At 33.8% G+C, this 22,934-nt stretch carries 22 protein-coding genes; 19 read left to right on the top strand and 3 right to left on the bottom strand.

Translation table 11 applies throughout. The features are described 5' to 3' along the window. Window positions 1–11: 11 nt before the first annotated feature. From DRZ96_RS02040 to DRZ96_RS01980, 13 genes are all read left to right on the top strand, one after another. Window positions 12–2,114 carry an alpha/beta hydrolase family protein gene (locus DRZ96_RS02040; protein WP_112889381.1) on the top strand — a complete coding sequence of 701 codons (2,103 nt, stop codon included), beginning with the start codon at window positions 12–14 and terminating at the stop codon, window positions 2,112–2,114. A gap of 86 nt (window positions 2,115–2,200) precedes the next feature. Then, window positions 2,201–2,683, top strand: a complete 483-nt coding sequence (locus tag DRZ96_RS02035) for a ferritin (RefSeq protein ID WP_070701801.1) — start codon at window positions 2,201–2,203, stop codon at window positions 2,681–2,683. A gap of 108 nt (window positions 2,684–2,791) precedes the next feature. Continuing rightward, window positions 2,792–3,643, top strand: a complete 852-nt coding sequence (locus DRZ96_RS02030) for a MerR family transcriptional regulator (RefSeq protein WP_112889380.1) — start codon at window positions 2,792–2,794, stop codon at window positions 3,641–3,643. 259 nt (window positions 3,644–3,902) lie between these two features. Next, the gene (locus tag DRZ96_RS02025) at window positions 3,903–4,457 is read left to right on the top strand and encodes a biotin transporter BioY (protein WP_112889379.1); all 555 of its coding nucleotides are present in this window, start codon (window positions 3,903–3,905) and stop codon (window positions 4,455–4,457) included. Between the two features lie 10 nt (window positions 4,458–4,467). Continuing rightward, the gene (bioD, locus tag DRZ96_RS02020; protein WP_112889378.1) at window positions 4,468–5,151 is read left to right on the top strand and encodes a dethiobiotin synthase; all 684 of its coding nucleotides are present in this window, start codon (window positions 4,468–4,470) and stop codon (window positions 5,149–5,151) included. A gap of 15 nt (window positions 5,152–5,166) precedes the next feature. Further along, entirely contained in the window at window positions 5,167–6,369 is a 1,203-nt protein-coding gene (gene bioA / locus DRZ96_RS02015; RefSeq protein WP_112889377.1) for an adenosylmethionine--8-amino-7-oxononanoate transaminase, read from the top strand. Between the two features lie 163 nt (window positions 6,370–6,532). Continuing rightward, window positions 6,533–7,609, top strand: coding sequence for an ABC transporter ATP-binding protein (locus tag DRZ96_RS02010; protein ID WP_112889376.1), 1,077 nt, complete (start codon window positions 6,533–6,535; stop codon window positions 7,607–7,609). Beyond that, entirely contained in the window at window positions 7,599–8,492 is an 894-nt protein-coding gene (locus DRZ96_RS02005; protein WP_112889375.1) for a carbohydrate ABC transporter permease, read from the top strand. Before DRZ96_RS02010 ends, DRZ96_RS02005 begins: the two co-directional genes overlap by 11 nt. After that, the gene (locus tag DRZ96_RS02000; RefSeq protein ID WP_236587211.1) at window positions 8,492–9,310 is read left to right on the top strand and encodes a carbohydrate ABC transporter permease; all 819 of its coding nucleotides are present in this window, start codon (window positions 8,492–8,494) and stop codon (window positions 9,308–9,310) included. Before DRZ96_RS02005 ends, DRZ96_RS02000 begins: the two co-directional genes overlap by 1 nt. Before the next feature lie 23 nt (window positions 9,311–9,333). Then, complete coding sequence (locus tag DRZ96_RS01995) at window positions 9,334–10,638, top strand: ABC transporter substrate-binding protein (RefSeq protein ID WP_112889235.1); 1,305 nt, start codon at window positions 9,334–9,336, stop codon at window positions 10,636–10,638. A 61-nt stretch (window positions 10,639–10,699) separates the two neighbouring features. Beyond that, window positions 10,700–11,230 (top strand): PHP domain-containing protein, encoded by a 531-nt coding sequence (locus tag DRZ96_RS01990; RefSeq protein ID WP_112889231.1) that lies wholly within the window; start codon window positions 10,700–10,702, stop codon window positions 11,228–11,230. Continuing rightward, window positions 11,164–12,012 (top strand): CehA/McbA family metallohydrolase, encoded by an 849-nt coding sequence (locus tag DRZ96_RS01985; RefSeq protein ID WP_172605480.1) that lies wholly within the window; start codon window positions 11,164–11,166, stop codon window positions 12,010–12,012. The genes DRZ96_RS01990 and DRZ96_RS01985 overlap by 67 nt, the downstream gene beginning before the upstream one ends. Next, window positions 12,009–12,689 (top strand): HAD family hydrolase, encoded by a 681-nt coding sequence (locus DRZ96_RS01980; protein ID WP_112889373.1) that lies wholly within the window; start codon window positions 12,009–12,011, stop codon window positions 12,687–12,689. The genes DRZ96_RS01985 and DRZ96_RS01980 overlap by 4 nt, the downstream gene beginning before the upstream one ends. Before the next feature lie 120 nt (window positions 12,690–12,809). Here the strand turns inward: DRZ96_RS01980 and DRZ96_RS01975 are convergent, their stop codons facing one another. Together DRZ96_RS01975 and mnmA are read right to left on the bottom strand one after the other, a co-directional pair. Next, a complete protein-coding gene (locus tag DRZ96_RS01975; RefSeq protein WP_112889372.1) occupies window positions 12,810–13,448 on the bottom strand; it encodes a 50S ribosomal protein L25 in 639 nt (212 codons plus the stop codon). Between the two features lie 15 nt (window positions 13,449–13,463). Then, a complete protein-coding gene (gene mnmA / locus DRZ96_RS01970; protein ID WP_112889371.1) occupies window positions 13,464–14,525 on the bottom strand; it encodes a tRNA 2-thiouridine(34) synthase MnmA in 1,062 nt (353 codons plus the stop codon). Between the two features lie 322 nt (window positions 14,526–14,847). Between mnmA and DRZ96_RS01965 the strand changes: the two genes are divergently transcribed. Then, on the top strand, window positions 14,848–15,114 hold the full coding sequence (locus DRZ96_RS01965) for a Veg family protein (protein ID WP_070701817.1): 267 nt from the start codon (window positions 14,848–14,850) through the stop codon (window positions 15,112–15,114). A gap of 429 nt (window positions 15,115–15,543) precedes the next feature. Here the strand turns inward: DRZ96_RS01965 and DRZ96_RS01960 are convergent, their stop codons facing one another. Beyond that, window positions 15,544–16,728, bottom strand: a complete 1,185-nt coding sequence (locus DRZ96_RS01960) for a coenzyme F420-0:L-glutamate ligase (RefSeq protein WP_112889370.1) — start codon at window positions 16,726–16,728, stop codon at window positions 15,544–15,546. Between the two features lie 217 nt (window positions 16,729–16,945). Here DRZ96_RS01960 and ftsE point away from each other — a divergent pair, with 217 nt between their 5' ends. The 5 genes from ftsE (at window position 16,946) to murB (ending at window position 22,928) form a co-directional block, all read left to right on the top strand. Continuing rightward, on the top strand, window positions 16,946–17,644 hold the full coding sequence (ftsE, locus tag DRZ96_RS01955; RefSeq protein WP_112889369.1) for a cell division ATP-binding protein FtsE: 699 nt from the start codon (window positions 16,946–16,948) through the stop codon (window positions 17,642–17,644). Further along, a complete protein-coding gene (gene ftsX / locus DRZ96_RS01950; protein WP_112889368.1) occupies window positions 17,619–18,521 on the top strand; it encodes a permease-like cell division protein FtsX in 903 nt (300 codons plus the stop codon). Before ftsE ends, ftsX begins: the two co-directional genes overlap by 26 nt. Window positions 18,522–18,529: 8 nt before the next feature. Next, entirely contained in the window at window positions 18,530–19,771 is a 1,242-nt protein-coding gene (locus DRZ96_RS01945; RefSeq protein ID WP_112889367.1) for a murein hydrolase activator EnvC family protein, read from the top strand. Then, window positions 19,771–20,940: a S41 family peptidase gene (locus DRZ96_RS01940; protein ID WP_112889366.1), complete on the top strand. Its 1,170-nt coding sequence runs from the start codon at window positions 19,771–19,773 to the stop codon at window positions 20,938–20,940. The genes DRZ96_RS01945 and DRZ96_RS01940 overlap by 1 nt, the downstream gene beginning before the upstream one ends. A 1,094-nt stretch (window positions 20,941–22,034) precedes the next feature. Continuing rightward, on the top strand, window positions 22,035–22,928 hold the full coding sequence (murB, locus tag DRZ96_RS01930; RefSeq protein WP_112889272.1) for a UDP-N-acetylmuramate dehydrogenase: 894 nt from the start codon (window positions 22,035–22,037) through the stop codon (window positions 22,926–22,928). Window positions 22,929–22,934 lie beyond the last annotated feature (6 nt).

Genomic DNA, 22,934 nt, shown 5'->3' with positions numbered 1-22,934 from the left:
TCCCCTTTGTTATGAAGATAAATAATTTTTTAGTTAAAATTTCCAATAAGATTAATAATTTTTTTAAGAGACATTTTGGCAGGGCCAATGGCTTTGCCCTTATAATGGTGGCAATAATATCTTTATTTTCTGCCACCTTTTTTTATTACTATATTTCGGATTTTAATATTCCAAAGAGCCTGGCCTTCTTAGGTCTTGCAGTCTTATTTTATCTTGCCTACTTTCTTATTTGGCAAGTTTTAAAAATAGGATTTTTGCTTTTAAAAAGAGTTAGGGCAAAAAATCTTGCCATCTATGGAATGCTAATATGTGGTTTAAAATATTTTTATGATGAATGCCTTTATTATGTAGACATAGACTATTTTGAAATTATTTTTATTGCTGCAGCCTTTATAGTCCTTGTGACTTTTTCAAAATCTTTAATTTCTTTTGGGAGAAATAAGAAAAAGTTGGCACTTTTATTTTTATTGCCAAGTGGAATAATCTTGGGCGCTTCAGTATATTTTATGGTTTTCCCAGGTTTTGATTCTGGAGAAATTTATAAAATTGAGGGAGAAAAAAATAAAATTGCCGGCAAGGCAGAGAGATATAAGGTAGAAGTCATTGACTATGAAGCCGACCCAGTAAACTTAAGAGACTTTGTTTATTATTCTGGCAGGACAAAAAAAATAAGGGACAAGTTCTTTGGCAAGGGTCTTAACAAGACAGAAGTCAAGGGAAGGATATACGCTCCAAAAGACTTGGAGAATGCCCCAGTCTTATTTGTAGCCCATGGCAACCACAGGTTCACAACAAAAAATTATCTTGGCTATGATTATCTTGGCCGCTATCTCGCTAAAAGAGGAATTGCAATGGTTTCTGTGGACATGAACATGTTAAATGGATTTATGTCTTATGGTCTTGGAAATGAAAATGATGCAAGGGCAGTTCTTCTTCTTGAAAATATGGAAAATATCTTTAAGAGAAATAGGAATAAAGACAGTGTTCTTTACAAGAGATTTGACAAGAATAATATTGCCCTAATGGGTCATTCAAGAGGTGGAGAGGCAGCAGCTATTGCCTATAACTTTAATGAGCTTAAGTTTCATCCAGATGATGGAAAAATTTCTCACAAGTATGACTTTGACATCAAAGGAATAATTACAGTTGCTCCGACTTATAATCAATATAAACCAGGAGGCAAAAATTTAATTTTAAGAGATGTAAATTACTTGACTATTGCTGGGACAAATGACGCAGATGTTGATGGATTCGAGGGCATGCTCCTATATGACAATGTAATTTTCTCTGGTGAAAAAGATAATTTTAAGGCTGGAGTCTATCTTGGATATGCCAACCACGGCAACTTCAACAAACTTTGGGGAGACTTTGACGCAGATCCAGGGGAGGGACTTTTCTTAAATAGAAAAGAACTCCTTGATGGTAATAAGCAAAGAGAGATCCTTTCGATCTACACCCTAAACTTTTTGGAAAATGTCTTTGGCAAAACTTATAACAGAGAAATCTTTAAAGAAGGTCCTTACAAGTACGGCGACCTTCCAGAGACAAATTACTACACAAGGTATATGGATTCGGATTTTATAAAACTTGCAGACTTTGAAGAGGACTATGACATAACTACGACATCAATCCCCGGAGGAATAATAAATTTCTCCAACTTGGCAAAAATTTATGAAGACAGCCACGATTATGGAGAGAAGAATTCTAAGACAACAGGGGTTTTTATTGATGCAAATAAAAATTCAAATTATGCCTTTAGGTTTACAGAAAAAATTCCTAGTGGAAAGTTTTTACAATTTGATATAGAAAATTTAAACTTTGAAGAGATAGAAGGAGATATTGATTTAGAAATCCAAGATACTTGGGGCAATGCTTCGACTTTAAGTCTAAGTGATTATAAAAAACTTATACCTATGACAAGGTCCTATCTCTACAAAGCAGACTATCTTGATGACGATTATTATGAAAGGTTTGGACCTCAAACCCTTATAATCCCACTAGAAGACTTTAAAAAACAAACATCCAATTTAAATACAGATGAGATAAATAAGCTGGAATTCAAATTCAAAAATAATATTAAAATCTCTATAGATAACCTAGGAATTTTAAAATAAATTGTTTAGAAATAATCTTCCTGGGTAACTTAAGAATAGAAGCGATGAGCTTAAAATGAAAATATAAAACTTGGAGGTTTTTAATAATGGAAAGTAAACTAATTAAAGGACTTATTGAACAATACAATTTCGAAGTTGAATCAGGATATATTTATTATTCAATGGCAAACTATGTTGAAGACAAGGGCATGAGCGGATTTGCTCACTTCTTTAACAAACAAGCAGAAGAAGAATTTGAACACGCTGAAAAATTAAGAAGATTCTTATTTGAAATTGATGTAAGACCAGACCTTGAAGGAATTGATAAACCTGAAACTGAATTTGGTACTTTCACAGAAACATTTAAGACTGCATTAGAACACGAAAAAGAAGTTACAAGAAGAATACACGATCTTGTAGACCTTTCTGTAGAAGAAAACGACCACAGAGTTACTTCACTTCTACAATGGTATGTTGACGAACAAGTTGAAGAAGAAGATAACTTTAGAGACATCGTTGAAAGACTTGAAAGAATTAACGAAAGCTGGTCTGGACTTTATATCTACGATGCAGAACTTGGAAGAAGATAATTTAAAATTAATTTTAAGAGATACCCTTAGGGGTATCTTTTTTTATGTAATTAAAAGCTATTGACTTGGCCCCATGGGGCAGGCTTATCCTATGCTTGGAGGTGGATTATGAAGCGAAGTGAAGTGGAAAAAATTACTGGCCTAACTAGGAAGGCAATTTTATATTATGAAGACAAGGGACTAATAAGACCTCATAAGGGAGAGAATAATTATAGGGCTTACTCACAAGATGACGTGAAGAAGCTTTTAAAAATTTCTATATATAGGAAGTTGGGTCTCAGTATTTCTGAAATAAAAAATATTTTAGATTCAAGGGAAGAAGACCTTGGAAGCATTTTAAGAGATCGACAGTATCGACTTGAACTTGAAGAGGCTAAGAAGAACTTATTAGAAAGGCTAATTAAATCACAGAACTTTGAAGAAGTATCTAAAGAGCTTGAAGATTTAAAAAAGAAAGAGACCATATATGAAAGACTCACAAGAGTTTTCCCTGGATACTTTGGCCAGATTTTCTTTATTTCCTACAAGCCCTTCCTAGGGGACAAGCTAGGAGAAGACCAAGAACCTGCCTTTAATGAACTTATAAAAATTTTGGATTTCCTACCAGAATTTAATTTTACAGAAGAAGAGAAGGCCTATATTGAAAGGATGACTAGGGACTTTGACTTAGAAGATTTAGAAGCTATTAACCAGGGAAAGATTCAAGCTGTCTATAATTACGAGGAATGGATGGAAGATAATAGGGACAAGGTCAAGGCCTATGAAGACTTTAAAGAAAGTGAAGACTATAAGTCTAGCCAGGTCAAAAAAATTTCTGACAAGATACGAACTTATATGGTGGAAAATAATTATTATGATCTAGTTATCCCTTTGATTAGAAAAATATCACCTTCTTATGATGAATATTACAAAAAACTATTAGAAGCCAATGAAAAATTTTTAAGTGAAAGAAATAAATAATTTGATAGAGTGAGAAAATTTTATAAAGTAAGAATTTGAAATCCTATTTCATATTAATGAGATGGGATTTTTTATTCTTATCTTAATTCAAATTCTGATTAAGTAAATTTTTTATTTTTTAAAAATGATTTTTAAGAAATAGAATAATCTTAAGTAAGAAAAGCGAGGTTAACTATGAAAATTTATAAGTTGACAAACAAAGAGGAAAATGTTAACTTATTTAAAGTAATTGTTTACTAATAAAAATTTGGAGGTTAGTGTGAAAAATTTAAAAGCGAGAGACTTGGTGATGTGTTCACTATTTGTTGCCCTTATTATTGTGGGAACTTTTATAAGAGTACCTATACCAGTCTTGCCCTTTACCCTGCAACTTTTATTTACCATGCTTGCAGGTCTTTTGTTGGGACCAGAGCTTGGTGCCACAGCAGTCCTTGTCTACATAATCTTGGGTCTAATAGGCCTCCCAGTCTTTACTGAAGGCGGGGGTTTTGCCTATGTCCTTAAGCCATCTTTTGGTTACATAATTGGTTTTGCCTTTGGTGCTTATGCTACGGGTAAGATTGCAAACAAGGACAAGAGACCTGATATGAAGAGACTTCTCAAGGCAAATTTTGTGGGACTCGCCATAGTTTATATCATGGGCATGGTTTATTACTACTTTATTAGCAATTTTTATTTGGGATCGCCTATTGGAGTTAAGGCAATTATTATTTATTGCTTCTTACTTGCAGTGCCAGGAGACATTGTTTTGTGCTTTTTAGGCGCCTTTCTTGGCAAGAGATTAATTCCAGTTATTAACAAGGCTTATAATTAAAGGAGAAAAAATGAGTAAAAATATTTTTGTAACAGGAACAGGAACAGAAATTGGAAAGACCTATGTAGCTGGTCTTCTAGTGAAGAAACTTCACGAAGCAGGAGAAAAGTCTGCCTACTATAAGGCTGCTATGAGTGGAAATGACAAGGATGATGATGGAAAGCTCATACCTGGTGATGCGAAGTTTGTAAAAGAGTTTGGAGGAATTGATCAGCCTCTTGAAGAAATGTGTCACTACGTTTATGAGCATGCCTACTCTCCTCACTTAGCTGCACAAATAGAAGGCAATCCAATAGACCTTGATTATACAATAGAAAAATTTGAAGACCTAAAGGACAAGTACGACTACATAACTCTTGAAGGGTCTGGTGGCATTCTTTGTCCCTTAAGATTTGATGATCAAGAGATTTATTTAGAAGACTTCATAAAGAAAGCAAATCTTTCTACTATTATTGTTGCTGATGCAGGACTTGGAACTATAAATAATGTGGTCTTGACAGCCTTTTACATGAAGGAAAAGGGAATGAAGATCAAGGGAATAATTTTCAACAACTTTATACCAGGAGATGTCATGCAAGAAGATAATATAAAAATGTGCGAGCATATGTCAGGTCTTGAAGTCCTAGCTTGTGTAAAGAAGGGCGACAAGGACCTAGATATTGATGTTGAAAAGCTGAAAGAGATTTACGAATAGGAGTTAAGATATAAAATGATTTGGTATCCATATGAACAACTAAAAACTATGAAGCCACCTTACAAGGTCATAGATGCTAAGGGAGTCCACCTTTATACAGAAGATAATGACATGATTGACTCAGTTTCATCTTGGTGGTCAACAATTTACGGCTATAAAAATGAAAAAATAAATGAAGCCCTAATAGATCAAGTTAAGAAATTTTCTCACGTTATGCTTGGTGGCCTAACTCACGAGCCAGTGGAAAGACTTTCCAACCAGTTAAAGGAATTTTTGCCAGGAGACCTAGACTATCCCTTCTTCTCTGACTCAGGTTCTGTGGCAGTAGAAGTTGCCCTAAAGATGGCCCTTCAATACTACATGAACAAGGGAGAAAGTGACAGGACCATGATCCTTGCTCTATCCAATGCCTATCATGGAGATACCTTTAAGACTATGGAGGTGGGTGACGACGAAGACTATCATTTTGTCCTAGAAGCCTATGGCAAGAGCAAGTATGTTGTAAACATTCCAACAGAAATTGATGCCCTTGAAGAAGCCTTTGAAAAATACGGGGACAAGCTAAATTCCTTTATAGTTGAACCACTCTTACAAGGAGCTGGTGGCATGAGGATGTATGACATTTCCTTTTTGGAAAGAGCAAGGGAACTTTGTGATGAGCACAATGTATTGCTAATATTTGACGAAGTAGCAACAGGATTTGGAAGAACTGGTCATAGATTTGTGGCAGACCTAGTCTTACCTGACATAATCTGCCTTGGCAAGGCCTTAACAGGAGGTTACCTTGGCCATGCAGCTACAGTTGCCAACAAGAAGGTCTTCGATGCCTTTTATGATGACGACCCAAGACATGCCCTTATGCATGGACCAACTTTTATGGGAAATCCACTAGCTTGTGCCGTTGGTTCTAAGTGTCTTGAAATTTTCCAAGAAGAAGACTTTATGAGCAAGATCAAGAGGATTGAAGAAATCGAAAGAGAAGAGATGGAAGGCTTCACTCATGAAAAAATTGAAGAAGTGAGAATTATGGGAGCCTGCGTTTGCATTGAAGTTAAAGATGGCAAGGACATAGAAGGCTTCCAAGAATTTGCCTATGAAAGAGGAGTCTTCTCAAGGCCTTTTGTGAAATATATTTATTCTATGGTTCCCTATGTAATAAGTGAAGAAGAACTTAGAAAAGTAATGAGAACTATGAAGGAATGGTTTAAAAATAAATAAAAAAATATTTTTTTAGAGTTCACTTAATTTAGAGTGAGCTCTTTTTAATTGCAAATTTTTTTTAAAGATATGAATTTTATCTAATTTACAAATAATTTACCTTCCATATATTTTTTATATTTAAATTAAACGTAGAATAAACTAGGTGAAAGGAGGAGAGGATTTGTCCAAAATCAGCTTAAAAAATATATGCAAAAAATATGAAGAAAATGAGGAATATGCAGTTAAAGATTTTTCCATTGACATAAAAGAAAATGAATTTATTGTATTTGTTGGTCCTTCTGGTTGCGGAAAGTCAACAAGTCTTAGGATGATTGCTGGTCTTGAAGACATAACTAGTGGAGAACTTTACATCGATGGGAAATTATCTAACGATGTTTTGCCAAAGGATAGAAATATTGCCATGGTATTTCAGTCCTATGCACTTTATCCTCATTTAAGCGTCTATGAAAATATAGCTTTTGGATTAAAAATTAGAAAACTAGACAAAAAATTAATTGACGAAAAAGTGAGAAGTACTGCAGAAATTTTAAACTTGACTAATTACTTAAATAGGAAGCCCAAGGATTTATCTGGTGGTCAAATGCAAAGAGTGGCATTGGGCAGGGCAATAGTAAAAGAATCTGACATATTTTTAATGGATGAGCCACTTTCAAATTTAGATGCAAAACTAAGAGTTGAAATGCGTGAAGAAATTGTTAATTTAAAAAACAAGCTGGGGTCAACTGTCATTTATGTCACTCACGATCAAACTGAGGCTATGACTATGGCAACTAGAATTGTCTGTTTAAACAATGGAGTAATTCAGCAAATTGGAAGCCCAAGAGAGCTTTACACCAATCCTATTAATGCCTTTGTTGCAGGATTTTTAGGTTCTCCAGCTATGAATTTTATTAATGGTGAAGTTAAAGCTGGTGACTTCTATGATGATGAAGGTAATAAAATTTTAAGCGGTATAAGTTTAGCTGACGGGAAAATTACTTTAGGAGTAAGGCCAGAATCTCTTGAATTTTCAAAGAGCGTCGGATTGCCTTTTAGTGTCAATTTAATTGAGCTTTTGGGATCTGATTACAATATCTCAGGAAATTTATTTTCCAACAAAATAATTTTGAAATGCGATTTAGATAAAAAACTAAAGGATAATGGTGGATTTTTTGTAAAAATACCAAAAGATAAGGCTTACTTCTTTGACAGGCTTTCTGGAGATAGAATTTTTATAGGTGAAAACTATGAAGACTAGCATAAGAAAATCTTATGAGAGAAAGCTTGGACTTAAAGAGTTTTTGACTTACTTCTTAATTCCCATGTTGCCACTTTTAATTTTTTGGTTTTTGCCAATGCTTGCATCACTTATTATTTCTTTTACAAATTGGAATTATGTGAGTCCAAACTTCGATATTGTTGGACTGGGTAATTACAAGTACATCTTGCAAGACGGTTTTTTTTGGCAAGCTGTTAAAAATACTTTGGTATTTGGAATTGGAACAGTGGTGCCTGTCTTACTTTTGGGATTTATATTTGCCCTATTTTTGCAAGGAAATTTCAGAGGTAAATTGATTTATCAAGGCTTTTTATTTTCTCCTTGGGTAACCCCAATGGTTGCCATGTCAATTGTCTGGTCATGGATGCTAAGAGGGGATGTTGGTCTAATAAATAGGATTCTTGCCACAGTTGGAATAGATGGTCCCAACTGGTTAAGTAATGAAAATACAGCCATGCTTGCAGTAATTATAGTTACAATTTGGAAGAATGCTGGCTGGGCAATGTTATTTTATACAGATGCCATGAGTAAAATTCCAAACAGCTTGTTTGAAGTAGGAAAACTTGAAGGGATAAATATTTTTGAAAAAATAAAATATATTTATTTTCCAATGACAAAGAGCACCACATTTTTCCTACTAATTATGAATCTTATAACCTCAATTCAAGCTTATGATCAGTTTTCAGTTTTGACAAGAGGTGGTCCAGCAGGTTCAACTAGAACTCTACTATATCTGTTCTATCAAATGGCATTTGAAGAGTTTAATATGGGTAAGGCAAGTGCAATATCACTTATCATTGTAATAATAACAGCAATTTTGTCATTATTAATGATATTTATGAGAAAGAAGTTGGAGGCATGATGAAAAAAATAGCGAGACACCTTGTGCTTATATTTTTATCAATAATAACATTTTTTCCACTTATGTGGATGATTTCAAATTCCTTTAAAACTACTGAATCAATTATGCGAAAGCCCCTTAGCTTTATACCAGATTTTTTAGACTTTAGGAATTTTCTTGGAGCATTAAATTTAGCACCTTTTGATTTATATATTATAAATTCAATTGTCACATCAATTATAATAGTAATTCTTCAAATTATCACAGGGGTTTTACTTGCATATGGCATGTACAGATTTTCCTTTAAACTAAGAGGCATGATGTTTAAAGGGATTCTTTTGACTTATATGCTTCCTGCTGCAACAACATATGTGCCAAGCTATGTAATAATTGCAAAATTAAATTTAATAGACACTTTGACTGGAATTATTATTTCAAATTCAGTGGCAGTCTTTACAATTTATATGCTCTACAACACTTTTAAGGAGGTGCCAAAGGAGCTAATAGAAGCTGCTGAAATGGATGGAGCAAGTGACATGGATATACTTTTAAAAGTTGTACTTCCTATTTCTAAATCAACTATACTTACTAATGCACTTATCCAATTTGTAACAATGTATAACAATTATATGTGGCCATCACTTATTACAAATTCAAAATCAAAGTATTTGATAAGCGTTGGACTAAATAAATTTTTCACATCACAGGGAAATTTTGGAGAAAACTTACCTCTTTTAATGGCGGGAAATACTATATCAGTTCTTCCACTTTTAATACTATTTATTGTCTTACAAAAATGGTTTATAAAAGGAATATCTGATAGTGGAATAAAAGGATAAAATTTAATTAAAAAGGAGAAAACATGAAAAAAATTTTTAAGACAGCATTACTTATGCTATGTGCACTTATGATTTTTACAGGATGTTCAAGTTCTGCAAAAAATGCAATGAAGACGGAAGAAAAGACAGCAGATTCAAAAGGCAAAACTGAAATCCAATTTTGGTATGGACTTGGATCAGTTGCTGGAGAAACAATGAAAGAGATTATAAAAGAATTTAACGAGTCACAAGATAAGGTAAAGGTTGTTGGTGTTCAACAAGCTGACTACAATGAAACTTTCCAAAAAGTTCAGGCAGCTATTGCAGCAAATGAGCCACCAGCAGTTTACATTGGATCAAATATTGAACTAAGAGTAAAGGACGGAATGCTTGCAGATTTAACAAAATATATGGATGATAGAACTCATATTGACGACTATCTTGAAGTTTTTATGAAACCGGCAATGGTTGATGACAAAGTTTACGGGTTCCCAGCATATGGCACAACTCAAGTAATTTATTACAGAAAAGACTTACTTGAAAAGGCAGGACTTGATCCAAAAGAAGTATTTAACACTTGGGAAAATACTTTTAAATATTCAAAGGAAATCCAAGACAAGGGCATAGCAAAATGGGGTCACCTTGTAATGTATAATCATGAAAACTTAATAGATATAGCTCTATCTAATGGTGGTAAAATTTTATCTGATGATGGAAAAAAAGTTTTAATTAATAGCAAAGAATGGGTTGACTCATGGAACTTTGTAAGACAACAAATTTTTGAAAACAAAACTACAAAAATTGAATCTGGTGGACAAGGCTGGGAATATTGGTATAGAACAATTGATGATGTAATGAATGGTGAAGCAATGTCCTACACTGGTTCATCAGGAGACAAGGGAGATCTTGACTTTACAAAAATTTCATCACTTCCACAACCGGGACTTAATGGAAACCCAGGAAAGCCAGTGGCTGGTGCACACTCACTACTTGTTCCTGCAGCAGCAAGTGAAGAACAACAAAAGGCAGCCTATGAATGGATAGCTTATTTCACAAGTCCAGAAGTTTCTGCTAAGTGGTCAGAAAAAATTGGATACATTCCAGTAAGAAAATCTGCGGCAGATGTAGCTGAATACAAAAAATTTATCGAAGAAAACCCTTATGCAGGGGTTCCTTATGAACAAGCAATGCATGCTTCACCAGCTTTCATTGATCCAACTGATGGAAAAATAACAGACGCACTTTCCATTGCTGCTGATAAGGTTGAGCTTCAAAATATTGATGCAAAGACTGCCCTTGATGAAGCAGCAAAAACTGCACAGGCAGCTCTTGATGAAATAAATAAGTAAGAAATAAAAAAATTAAAATCAAGCTTTGGGTTAAGTCCCAGAGCTTTTTTTAAGGAGAAATATGGAAAATATAATAAAAAATTTAAGAGAAGGATACAATGAAATAGAGTTAAAAATAAAATTGGATGAATTAATAAAGGATTCAATCAAGTTTAGTCTAAAAGGAGAAAAATTTTTCATAAGTCTATTTGTCTATAAAGAAAATGAAATTGTGGGTAGCATTACAGCAAATAGAGATGCAGAAAGATTTATGTCAAAGGATATCTTAAAGTCCTCTAATGGCTTTGAAAATTTAGAGAGTGGCGATTATAGAATAACTTATCTTCTTCACAAAGAAGGAGATGTCATTTTAAAAATTGAAGATGAAAAAAGCCCTATTGATTCTAAAAAAGAAGTGGACATAGAAAAAGATGAAGTCAAATGCAGTGAAGAAAAGTGGTATGCTGGTGACTTTCACACTCATACTTTTTACTCTGATGGTAAGTTATCTCCAGAAGAAAATATTGAAGTAGCAAAAAAAGAGGCCTGTCCTTCTTTTCTCCAACAGACCACAACTTTAATCAGACAAGATTTCCTGAAACTGACTTATTAATTATTGAAGGAACAGAAATAACATCGAAGTACGGCCACATCAATGTATTTTTCACTAATGAATCTGTTTTTAAAAAATATTCTGTAGAGGGACTTAACACTGAAGAGTGGTTATTAAAAGTTTTAAGGGAAATAAAGGATGAAATTTATTCAATTAATCATCCCTTTATGGAAACTTTTGAATTTTTAGTTGATGATTATTCTTTAGATGACTTAAAATTTATGGAAATAATAAATGATCCAACTTATATGACTTCTATTGATGCCGTGGAAAAAGCTTTAAAAGCTTGGGACTTACTTCTTCAAAATGGCTATAAAATTTATGGTATAGGTGGAAGCGACTCTCATCTTTACCCAGATGAAAAATATGAAAATGCAGACTATCCATCACTTCTTGGAGATCCAAAGACCTATATTTTTGCGAAGAATCTTTCAAAAAATGAAATCAAAAAGGCAATGTTAGCAGGGAAAATTTCTGTCTCCCGTGAAAAATTAATTGAGTTAAAAAAAGTTAATGAGACCGAATTTACTTTGGAATTAGAAGAAAGCACTTTTCACGACAAAAAACTTCATATAGAATTAATAGTAGATGGTGATATTTATAAAATTTATGAAAATACTTTGTATGAGAAATTAAACTTAGACGAGAATTATCACTATGTCAGAGCAAATGTTAGATGTGAAGATGGAGAACTCTATGGATTCACTAATCCCTACTTTTATAATTTAGACAAAAGTGAGAAAAAAATAAAAACTTGGAAGGAACTTAAAGATTTAGTATGATAAAGGCAATATTATTTGACAAGGATGGGACCCTCCTGGAATATACAGATGGATGGGTAGATTCTATTGTAGAATTTTTGGAAGAAAAAACCATAGGTGAGGATAAGAAGAAAAAACTTTTTAAAGAAATTGGTATAAGAGAAGATGGTGGGGTAGAGGAAAATTCTATTCTCTCATCAGAAACTGTTATGGACCTGGCAATAATTTTTTCTAAGTATCTTGACGAAGACTTAGGGAAAATTTATAAAGAGATTGATGATCACCTCTTAAATTATCTAAAGGAAAACAATAATTTTATAAGAGAAACTTGTGACTTAAAAAGTCTTTTTGAAGTCTTGAAGAGAAGAGAAATCTTAATTGGGATTTTCACATCGGACAACTATAGGCAGGCCAAGTATTCTATGGAGTACTTAAATCTTGATTCTTATATAGATTTTTATGCAGCTGCAGATATTTATGAGAAGAAGCCTAATAGAGAGAGCCTCGAAGTCTTTAAAGAAAAGTATTCCCTTAAGGACCAAGAAATAATAATTGTTGGAGACTCAAGGGTTGATATGGTTTTTGGAGAAGACACAGTGAAAATAGGAGTCCTTTGTGGGACTGGGTCAAGAGAAATGCTAGAAGCCTACACAGATAATATAATTAATGATCCAAGTGAAATTTTGAAATTTTTGTAGGCTTATAAAAAGATTATTAAAATTTTAGAAATATAATTTAAGAAGTTTATAAAAAATAAATAAGCCCTAATTTAGGGCAAAAAAAAGGGGCTCCATGAGCCCTTTTTATAATAGTTAAAATTATTCTTCCTCTTCTTCTTTTTCTTCAGTTTCAGAAACAGTAGGAACTTCTGCAGAAACTTCTTCTGCTTCTTCTTCTGGTTCTTCTTCTTCAGTTGGTTCAACAAGAGTTGCAACAGTTTCATCTGCTTCAAGATCAATTTTGATGTTTTCGTCGCCATAAATGTCAAGGTCAGCAACAGTCTTAGCGTCACCAATTTGCATTTCAGCAACATTTACAATAGCTTCTGATGGAAGATATTTTGGTAGACAGATAACTTCTATTTCGTTTAGTACTTGGATTAATGAAGAAGGTTGAACTCTAATTTCATCTCTACCTTCAAGAACAACTGGTACTTCAACAGTGATTTCAGTGTTCATGTCGATTTCGTATAGGTCAAAGTGAACCATAGCATTTTTAATGTGGTGCATTTGAACTTCCTTGAAAAGTACAGATACAGTTTCGCCATCAAGTTCGATTTCGAAAATGTTTGAGTATCCTTCTTGGCTATAAGCCTTTAGAAGATCTTTTTCAAGACCACTTACCATTCTTGCTTCATTACCCTTTGAGTAAAGAACTCCTGGGATTTCACCATTTGCTCTAAGTTTATCAACTTTGTTTTTACCCTTAGCATCTCTTTTGTTTAAAACTAGTTTCATATATACCTCCAAAAATTATTTTATAATACCTGAACCAAGACAAACATCGCCTTGATAAAAAACACACACTTGACCAGGTGTGACACCCTTAAGTGGTTTTTTCAGTTTAACAACATATTTATCATTTACTTTTTCCAATGTGGCAGCCTGATCATTTGCCCTGTATCTTATTTTAACAGATAAGTCCACTGGAAGAGAAGGATTTTCTGTAATCCAGAAAATATCTTCCACTTCAAACTTGTCCTTATAAAGAACGGGGTTGTTAATCCCTTGAGCCACAATTAAAAGATTGTTTTTTAAATCCTTATCAGCAACGAAGAAGGGTTCTCCACTTCCTACGCCACCAATGCCAATTCCACGCCTTTGACCAATAGTGTAGTGCATAAGGCCGGAGTGTTCTCCCAATACCTTGCCCTTTTCGTCCACAATTTTACCGGGCTTGGTAAATAGAAATTGATCTAAAAACTCATTGAAATCTCTTTCTCCAATAAAACAGATTCCAGTCGAATCCTTCTTAGAAGCAGTAGAGAGTTCATATTTTTCTGCGATGCGCCTTACTTCATCCTTAGTTAAATCGCCAACAGGGAAGAGAGTTTTTTCAAGTGCTTCTGACTTAACCCTTGATAAAAAGTAGGATTGGTCCTTATTATTATCTAAGCCCTTTAAGAGGTAAGTCTTGCCATCAACTTTTTTAGTCCTGGCATAGTGACCCATAGCAATATAATCAGCATCAAAATCCATTGCATAGTCAAGGAAGGCCTTGAATTTTATTTCAGTATTGCACATAACATCTGGATTTGGAGTTCTGCCTTTTTTATATTCACTTAGGAAATAAGAAAAAACCCTATCTCTATACTCTTTTTCAAAGTTGACAGTAAAATATTTAATGCCAAGTTGAGAGCATACAGAGACAACATCTATATAATCTTCTCGGGCAGTGCACATGCCATCATCTTCTGCCCAGTTCCTCATAAAGACTGCTGTAACGTCGTAGCCAGCTTCCTTTAAGAGAATTGCAGAGACAGATGAATCAACACCGCCACTCATTCCAAGAATGACTTTTTTCTTTTCTTGCATCAATACCTCCAATCCACTCAATAACAATACATAATTATACAATAGTTGTTTAGAAAAATCCACCTTTATTTAAGAAAATACAAGTTTGCAAGGCATTTGAAGAAAGAAATAAAAAAATTATGTAAAAAAATTTAACGTGTAAAAAATATTGTTAGTTTATTCTAAAGGTCATAAAAATATTTTTAACTTATTATAAAATTTCTTGTAAAATTTTATTGACAAAGTTTTTTTTATGGAGTAAAATTATAGATTTATTTGACAAGAGGACTTTTTTAATGTATAATTAATCAATATTAATAGGTCTGGAAGGAATGGGTATCGAATGAATCAAATGCAAATAATCAAGAAAGAACTTGAAAACCACATAGGAAAGAAAGTTATCGTAAGGGCCAACAAGGGCAGGAAAAAAATTGTAACTAGAAAGGGAATTCTAAAGGCAACTTACCCAAGTCTTTTTGTACTTGAGGTTTTTAACGGAGAAGAATTAGTGACAGCAAGTTACACTTATTCTGACGTTTTGACATCAACAGTTCAAGTTACAGTTTTAGATGAAGATGTAACATATAAAGACGCAAAGATGATTTCATAAAATCTTTTTATATTAGAAATGTGGCAGGTGTTTATGACACCTGTTTTTTTTATTGCAAAAATTTATTTATCCTTGTGCTAGATTATTTTTATTATTAGAGAATGTTTTTATTATTTTTAAGCGAAAAAGTCCTATGAATTAAAAATTTATTATAGAGTTACAATTTTTTATGAAGTAGTAAAAGATTGTGAAGTCGTAAAAATTTGAGTAATATCTTAGGAAAGTTTATTAGATTTAATTTATATTATAGAAAAAATTCTTGAGTTATAGTAAGAGTTTTACTAAAGAGAAGTAGGATAAGAATAAGTTAATAAGTTTTAGAGAAAGTAAAGGATTAAAAACGTGATAGAGATGAAAAAAGAATTTAAACAAAAATTAAAAATCTGTAAGAAAAAAAGCCACCCTCATGGGTGGCATAAATTTTATATATTATTCGCTTGCAAAGTTATCGAAGTAACCTTGGATATAAACTACTGGAGTACCCTTGTCTCCTGAACCACTTGTAAGGTCACAGAGACTTCCAAGTAAGTCAGTAATTCTTCTTGGAGTAGTTCCAAGAGTTTCGTCTTTACCAACAAGGTCCTTGTTCTTATGAGAGATTTTTTCTTTCATAGCAGCAGTTGCGTGTTCAGTATCCATATCCTTTAGGTCAGTATCTGCAATGTATTTGATTTTAAGTTCGCTTGGTTGGCCAGCAAGTCCATCAGTGTGAGCAGGTGAGACAACTGGATCTGCAAGTTCCCAGATTTTTCCAACTGGATCTTTGAAGGCACCGTCGCCGTAGATCATAACTTCAACTTGCTTGTTGTATTTTTCGATTAATTTCTTTTGAACTTCATTTACAAAAGTTTCTCCATCTCTTGGGAACAATTTTAATCTTGTGTCAGATGCAAAGTTTGAGCCAAGTAGACCAAACTCTTCGTTGTAGCCACTTCCGTTGATGGATTCATTTAATATATCGTCAAGACCAAGAACAACTTTTGCTCCTTCGTCTTTTAAAAGTCTTTTTATTGAAAATCTTGTGTGAGTTGATCCAATAAGAACTTCGTCTGTGTAGTTTAAGATAGTCTTAGGATCATTTGAGAAGTGGATTTCGCAGTTACCACCACAAATTTCCTTGTAAAGTGTCACATAATCAATTCCTGTGAATTCGTGCTTAACTTCTTCGCCAAAGATTCTTCTGTAATCTTTTTCTTCTAGGACATCTGCAAATGGATTTATCTTTGCTTCATAAAGAAGACTTGGATCCATTAGTGAATTTCCAACTTCGTCAGATGGGTAGGAGAAGAGAAAATGTACTTTTTTTCCTGATTTTGCAATTCCTCTAAGGATTGTTGAAAATCTGTTACGGCTAAGGATTGGGAACACAATTCCGATTTCCTTGTCGAATTTTTTATTAATATCTTCTGCAATATCATCAATTGTTGCATAGTTATTTTGAGCTCTAGCAACTAGTGATTCAGTTACTGCAACAATATCCTTATCTCTAACAGAAATATTTTCTGATTCAAGAGCTTTTCCTAGGGAATCAACGACAATATTTACTAGATTGTCTCCACTTTTTACAATAGGTGTACGGATTCCACGTACTACTGTACCAATGTATCTTTGCATAATTCCTCCTACATTTAAATAAATTACTTTTTTACTTCAAAATTATACACGAAGTGTAAGGAAATGTAAAATATTTTTTTATTTATTTTTATAAATTTGCTTTTAAGTCTTAAAAATATTACTATATTGTGAGCTTAATTGGTAAAATTAACAAAAGGACTGTACATTTGTAACCGCTTTGTAATATAATTGATTAAGATTATAGAAAGGTGTTTTTATGATAAAATTTGAAAATGTATATAAGGAATACAACAACGGCGTTGCTGCACTTTCTAATATTAATATTGAAGTGCCCCGCGGCGATTTTGTTTTCTTAGTTGGTCCATCAGGTGCTGGAAAATCTACTATGATAAAGCTCCTCATTAGAGAAGAGAAGGTAAATCGTGGAAAGATTTTTATTGGCGACGATGATATAACTAAAATTTCAAAATATATGATTCCTAAACTTAGGAGGAATATTTCTGTTGTCTTCCAAGACTTCAGACTTTTAGAGAAAAAGACTGTTTTTGAAAATGTGGCCTTTGCTCTAGAAATTCTTGGAGAATCGAAAAAAGAAATTAATAAGAAAGTGGGATATGCACTTGATCTTGTAAACCTAAGTGACAAGGTAAAGGACTATCCATCAGAACTTTCTGGTGGAGAATCACAAAGGGTTGCCATTGCAAGGGCAATAGTAAACGATGCTCCTTACCTAGTTTGTGATGAGCCAACAGGTAACCTTGATGAATCCACTGCTTGGGACATTATGTCTGCCCTAAAAAACATTAATGATGATGGCAAGACTATTATTATGGCGACTCACGCAGTTAATATTGTTGATAAATTTAATAAGAGGGTTGTTACCCTTGATAATGGTTCCATTGTTTCGGATATAAGAGAAGGAGGTTACTATGAAGGCAATAAGACAGTTCTTTAATCTTTTGAGAGAATCCTTCTCCAGCCTTTGGCGAAACAAGACTATGTCCTTTACTTCTGTAATTTCTATTACAGCTATGCTTACACTTTTTGGCGTAGTTATACTTATGATTCTAAATATAAATGGAATGGTCTATCAAACAGGAGAAAAGCTCGATAAAGTTGTATTTTTCTTAAAGGATGATGTAAATCCCAAGGATGTAAATGAATTTATCGATGAACTTGACGGCAATAAAAAGGTAAAAAAAGTTTCCTATGTATCTAAAGAAGAGGCTCTAGAAGAGTTTAAAGAAGGTTTTGGAGAAAACTCCACAATTTTAGAAAATATTCCTGGAGGAAATCCCCTACCAGCTTCCATTACAGTAGAAATGAAGGAACTTTCCTATGGAAAGGAAATTGAAGATAAGTACAAGGACCTCCCAATTGTTGAAGACCACAATTATTATTATGACTTTGTCACTCAAATGATGAAACTTCAAAATGGAGTTAAGTATGTGGGAGCAGCAATTGTCCTAATCCTAGTTTTAATTTCAATTTTAATTATTCACAATACAATTAAGATTGCAATTTCAAACATGGAAAAGGAAATAAACATAATGAAGTATGTTGGAGCAACTAATACTTATATAAGAGGACCCTTCTTAATAAATGGAATTATTTTCGGAATTCTAGGTTCAGCCCTTTCGGGATTTTTGACACTGAGACTTTACGGAATAATATTTGATAGGTTAAATCCTCAACTTAACGATATCACAGGCGTGGATATGATAAGTGCCTTGTCTGTTAGGGCTGACTTGTATATAATGTTTTTATGCATTGGAGTTGGAATTGGATTTTTTGGATCCCTATTCTCAACTAAAAAGTTTTTAGATGTGTAGGTGAAAGAATGTATAGTAAGAGAAAGATTCTTGCAATTTGCCTTGCTGCCATAATGGCGGCTCCAAGTGCAAGTTTTGCCAAGTCTTCTAAGAGTCTGACTATTGAAAAAGATGAAAAAATTGAACAAAGAAAACAGGTTAATTCAAAAATTAAGGAGCAAAAGGCTAATATTTCTAATACAGAATCAGAAAAAAAGTCTGTTACTGATGAAATAGCAGGCCTTGATGCAAAGATTCAAGAGAAGTCTAATAAGATAGCGTCTCTTGAAAAAGAAATAAATAAATTAAATCAAGATATTGCTGCTAACCAAAAGAAATTGGAAGAAGCTCAAGCAAATCTTGAGGCCAATACAAAATCCCTAAGATCAAGACTTAGAGAAATGTATAAGAGGGGCAATGTCAACTATATTGAAGTTTTATTAAACTCCAAGGATATAGAAGAATTACTTAGAAACAACGAAATTATTTCTTCAATCGCAAAGGCTGACAGAGAACTTATTGAGTACATAAAAACTCAAATTGACACAATAAAAAAGACTGAAGAAAGATTAAAAGTTGATAGAGAAAAAGTTACAGTTACTAAGGCAGAAGTTGAGTCTGAAAGACAAGGCTACCAAGATGCAGTTAATGCAAAGAATGAGTACATGAAAGTTCTTGAAAAAAACATTGATGCTTACAAGATTGAATTTGAAAAGGCTCAATCAGACTGGCAAAACCTAGACCTTGAAATTTTAAAACTTCAAAAAGAAATTGAAGTCCAAAAGAAAAGAGAAGAAGAAGCTAAGAAGAGGGCTGAAAGAGCATCTGCCAACAGGACAAATAGAGTTAACAGCAACATAAGCGTTGCATCAAGACCAAGAGATGGACAAGCATATACTTGGCCAGTTCCAGGTCATTACTCAATATCATCACCATTTGGCTATAGAACTCACCCTATCTTAGGTTATTCTAAATTCCACTCAGGTGTAGATATACCAGCACCAAGTGGAACACCTATAGTTGCTGCTAAGTCAGGTACAGTTATTTTATCAAGACTTATGAGTGGATATGGAAATGTTATTATGATAGATCACGGAGACACAGTGACAGTCTATGCTCACTGTTCAGCACTTAATAAGTCAGTAGGTGACTCTGTTTCAGCAGGAGACGTTGTGGCCTTTGTAGGTTCCACAGGTCTATCAACAGGACCTCACCTTCACTTTGAAGTTAGGGTAAATGGATCGCCAGTAAATCCATTGGGATATGTATAATGAAAAAGAATAAATTTTTAAAAGTGGCAGCAGTTGCAATTTTAATATTGGCAACTGCTGTTGTTACGAGAATATACACAGTAAAAAGCATTTTAGGAACAAATGAAAACTTTGGAAAGGTAGTTCTTCTTGAGAAATATTTAAAAGAAAATTATCTTTACAATAAGGATATAAAAGAAGAAAATCTTGAGGCAGGAATCTTAAAGGGATTAGTTGCAGGGTTAGAAGATCCTTATTCACAATATCTTACAAAAGATGAGATGAAAAAATTGTCAGAACAAACTACGGGTAAGTTTCAAGGTGTTGGAGTTATAATTTCTCCTGCAGAGGATGGAAGCGTAACTGTAGTTTCGCCTATAAAGGGATCGCCAGCTGATAGGGCTGGGGTTGAATCTGGAGATAAGATTTTAAAAATCAATGGCAAGGACTTCTCAGCAGAAAAAATTGATCAGGCCTCAAAAGAGATGCGTGGTCAAGCAGGAACAAGCGTCAAGATTTTACTTTTAAAAAAGAAAAACTTAAAGACAGAAGAAGTTGAAATCAAAAGAGAAGAGATAAAAATCGACTCTGTCTTAAAAAATAAAATCGGAGACTATGGCTACATTGGTATAACAATGTTTGACGAAGAGACAGGTAAGGACTTCAAAAAAGTTTTACAAGAACTCACTGACGATGGAGTCAAGGGAATAGTCCTAGACATGAGGGGTAACCCTGGAGGAGTAGTTGACGCTGCCTATGAAATTGGAGACGCAATACTTCCAAAGACAAGCTTTGTTACATTGAAAAACAACAAGGGAGAAGTCATAGAAGACTACAAGACAGATGACAAGTACAATGACATCAAGATGGTAGTCCTCGTCAACGAAGGATCAGCATCAGCCTCAGAAATTTTGGCAGGAGCCATAAGTGACCTAGATAGGGCAAAAATTGTTGGCAAAAAAACCTATGGCAAGGGAGTAGTTCAAAATGTAATTGCTTTGCCAGAAGGAGACGGATTAAAACTGACAACATCAGAATACTTCACACCAAGTGGCGACTCAATAAATAAATTGGGAATAGAGCCAGACGTGGAAGTAGACCTTCCCGAAAATATTAAGGGTATAGGTATAGACTATCAAGAGACAGATACACAACTTCAAAAAGCCCTAGAGATATTAAAAGAAAAATAGAATTTTAGAAAAATAAATTTTAAGAAAAATGAAAGCAGCCGAGAAAAAGGCTGCTTTTTTAGTGAAAAGTTTTAGTAAAAGCTTCGCTTTTATAATTCTTATTTTTTGATAAGCTTTTTATTTTAAATAAGTTTTTGTAAAGCTATGCTTTACTATTCCCTTTCCGGAGGGGGCTAGGACCTTTCGATTGGTCCTTCCCCCTCCGGGGCACCCCCAACACCTTCAACGACCTGGCGGGGGCCTTTGCCAACAACCCCGAGCGGCAGACAGCCTAAAATTCAAAACTCGTTAAGCTTAAATAGTTGCGATTAAAAAACCTATAAATCAATTAGGATTGAATCACAATTACTTGTTTACTTAATCGCTTAACTCAAACAGTTGAATTTTTTAACGGCTGTCTTGCCTTACGGGGTTCTTCAACCTTAGTTCACGGTTTTACCATTACACAAATTCAAACTTATTTTGAGTTACTTGAGCCTACCTTATGATTTGAATAAACTTTTCTATTAAAAGAAGCTTAAATTGTTAATTGTTAAGCTTTTTTTATAATTTCATAATTATTTGTGAAGTTGTTTTTTTTTTTTTTTTTATGACTTAATAAAAAACTCTGACTTCATAATAAACTATGACTTAAGAAAAAATGTGAGCTTGTAATTTTTTGTGACTTCACAACAAATTACAACTTCATACTTAAACAGTGAGCTGATGGAGTGCCCCAGCTCGTCGAAATATTATAAGGTCGTAAAGCTTGCCAATAAACTGCAAGCTTATAAAGCAGTAAGCAAAAAGTTCGGAGACGTTAAAAAAATTTCATTGTTTGAACGAAGTGAGTTTGAAATTTTTAGTCGAAGAGCTTTTTGCGTATTAATGGGTCGGGCCCCTGCCAGGGCGATGGGGTTAGGGGGGAGGTTTAAGGAGGGGGTCAGGGGCCTCGCCCGCCCCTGGCTCCCCCTCCTTATAAAGAAATATAAAAGCGTCAGCTTTTAAAAACTTTTTCATCATCTTTTTGAAGATCTAAAAGAGGATACCAATTCTCTTTTTCTTTTCCCCTCTTTCAATGATATAATTAATCTAGTATTTAATTGAGGTGTTTTATGTTATTTGATATAAATGAAAATTTGGGAGATTTTTTCTATGACGAGCCAATGAAGAACCACACTTCTTTTTGTGTTGGTGGTCCTGCTAAGCTTCTCATTAAACCAAATGATGAAGAGTCTCTTATAGAAATTCTAAAATCTATTAGAAAAAATAATTACAATTATTATATTCTTGGAAACTGTACTAATATTATTGTCAAGGACAAGGGTTTTGACGGGATTATTATAAAGTTAAAAAATAAATTAAATGATGTGAAAAAAGTTTCTGACAAGGAAATTTTTGCAGGAACGGGTGCCAGCATGAAAAAGATTAGTGAGTTTGCCATGAAAAATTCTCTTACTGGTCTTGAGTTTGCTCACGGTATCCCAGGTTCTCTTGGTGGTGCCATTGTCATGAATGCAGGTGCCTATGATGGCGAAATTAAAAATGTTTGTAAGAGCGTAAGGCTTCTTGATGAAAATTTAAAGGTTATTGAAATTCCTGGTGATGAGATGAATTTTGCCTACAGGCATTCTCTAGTTCAAGAGAGGGACTTAATTGTCCTCGGTGCAACTTTTTCTCTTGAAGATGGAAACAAAGATGAAATAAGAGAAAAATATGAAGAATTTGACCAAAGAAGAGCTGACAAGCAACCTCTTGATATGCCTTCTGCTGGATCTACCTTCAAGAGGCCTACAGGTTATTTCGCTGGAAAGCTAATTGATGATTCAGGCCTAAGGGGATTTACTCATAAGGGAGCAGGAATTAGTCAAAAGCACTGCGGCTTCGTTGTAAATAAGAATAAGGCTACTGCCCAAGATATACTTGAAACTATAGAAATTGTACAAAAGGTCGTTCACGATAAGTTTGACGTTACTTTGGAGAGGGAAGTTAAAATTATTGGTGATTAGGAGTCT

Origin of the sequence: Peptoniphilus harei, assembly GCF_900454685.1 — a bacterium.
GTDB classification, from domain to species: Bacteria; Bacillota; Clostridia; order Tissierellales; family Peptoniphilaceae; genus Peptoniphilus_A; species Peptoniphilus_A harei.
The sequence above is the reverse complement of the archived record's forward strand: the minus strand, read 5'-3'. Positions and strand labels throughout refer to the sequence as shown.

Coding starts and splice junctions, on each gene's coding strand:
- DRZ96_RS02040 (WP_112889381.1), top strand. CDS start 12: ATGAAGATAAATAATTTTTTAGTTAAAATTTCCAATAAGATTAATAAT.
- DRZ96_RS02035 (WP_070701801.1), top strand. CDS start 2,201: ATGGAAAGTAAACTAATTAAAGGACTTATTGAACAATACAATTTCGAA.
- DRZ96_RS02030 (WP_112889380.1), top strand. CDS start 2,792: ATGAAGCGAAGTGAAGTGGAAAAAATTACTGGCCTAACTAGGAAGGCA.
- bioD (WP_112889378.1), top strand. CDS start 4,468: ATGAGTAAAAATATTTTTGTAACAGGAACAGGAACAGAAATTGGAAAG.
- bioA (WP_112889377.1), top strand. CDS start 5,167: ATGATTTGGTATCCATATGAACAACTAAAAACTATGAAGCCACCTTAC.
- DRZ96_RS02005 (WP_112889375.1), top strand. CDS start 7,599: ATGAAGACTAGCATAAGAAAATCTTATGAGAGAAAGCTTGGACTTAAA.
- DRZ96_RS02000 (WP_236587211.1), top strand. CDS start 8,492: ATGAAAAAAATAGCGAGACACCTTGTGCTTATATTTTTATCAATAATA.
- DRZ96_RS01995 (WP_112889235.1), top strand. CDS start 9,334: ATGAAAAAAATTTTTAAGACAGCATTACTTATGCTATGTGCACTTATG.
- DRZ96_RS01990 (WP_112889231.1), top strand. CDS start 10,700: ATGGAAAATATAATAAAAAATTTAAGAGAAGGATACAATGAAATAGAG.
- DRZ96_RS01980 (WP_112889373.1), top strand. CDS start 12,009: ATGATAAAGGCAATATTATTTGACAAGGATGGGACCCTCCTGGAATAT.
- DRZ96_RS01975 (WP_112889372.1), bottom strand. CDS start 13,448: ATGAAACTAGTTTTAAACAAAAGAGATGCTAAGGGTAAAAACAAAGTT.
- mnmA (WP_112889371.1), bottom strand. CDS start 14,525: ATGCAAGAAAAGAAAAAAGTCATTCTTGGAATGAGTGGCGGTGTTGAT.
- DRZ96_RS01965 (WP_070701817.1), top strand. CDS start 14,848: ATGAATCAAATGCAAATAATCAAGAAAGAACTTGAAAACCACATAGGA.
- DRZ96_RS01960 (WP_112889370.1), bottom strand. CDS start 16,728: ATGCAAAGATACATTGGTACAGTAGTACGTGGAATCCGTACACCTATT.
- ftsE (WP_112889369.1), top strand. CDS start 16,946: ATGATAAAATTTGAAAATGTATATAAGGAATACAACAACGGCGTTGCT.
- ftsX (WP_112889368.1), top strand. CDS start 17,619: ATGAAGGCAATAAGACAGTTCTTTAATCTTTTGAGAGAATCCTTCTCC.
- DRZ96_RS01945 (WP_112889367.1), top strand. CDS start 18,530: ATGTATAGTAAGAGAAAGATTCTTGCAATTTGCCTTGCTGCCATAATG.
- DRZ96_RS01940 (WP_112889366.1), top strand. CDS start 19,771: ATGAAAAAGAATAAATTTTTAAAAGTGGCAGCAGTTGCAATTTTAATA.
- murB (WP_112889272.1), top strand. CDS start 22,035: ATGTTATTTGATATAAATGAAAATTTGGGAGATTTTTTCTATGACGAG.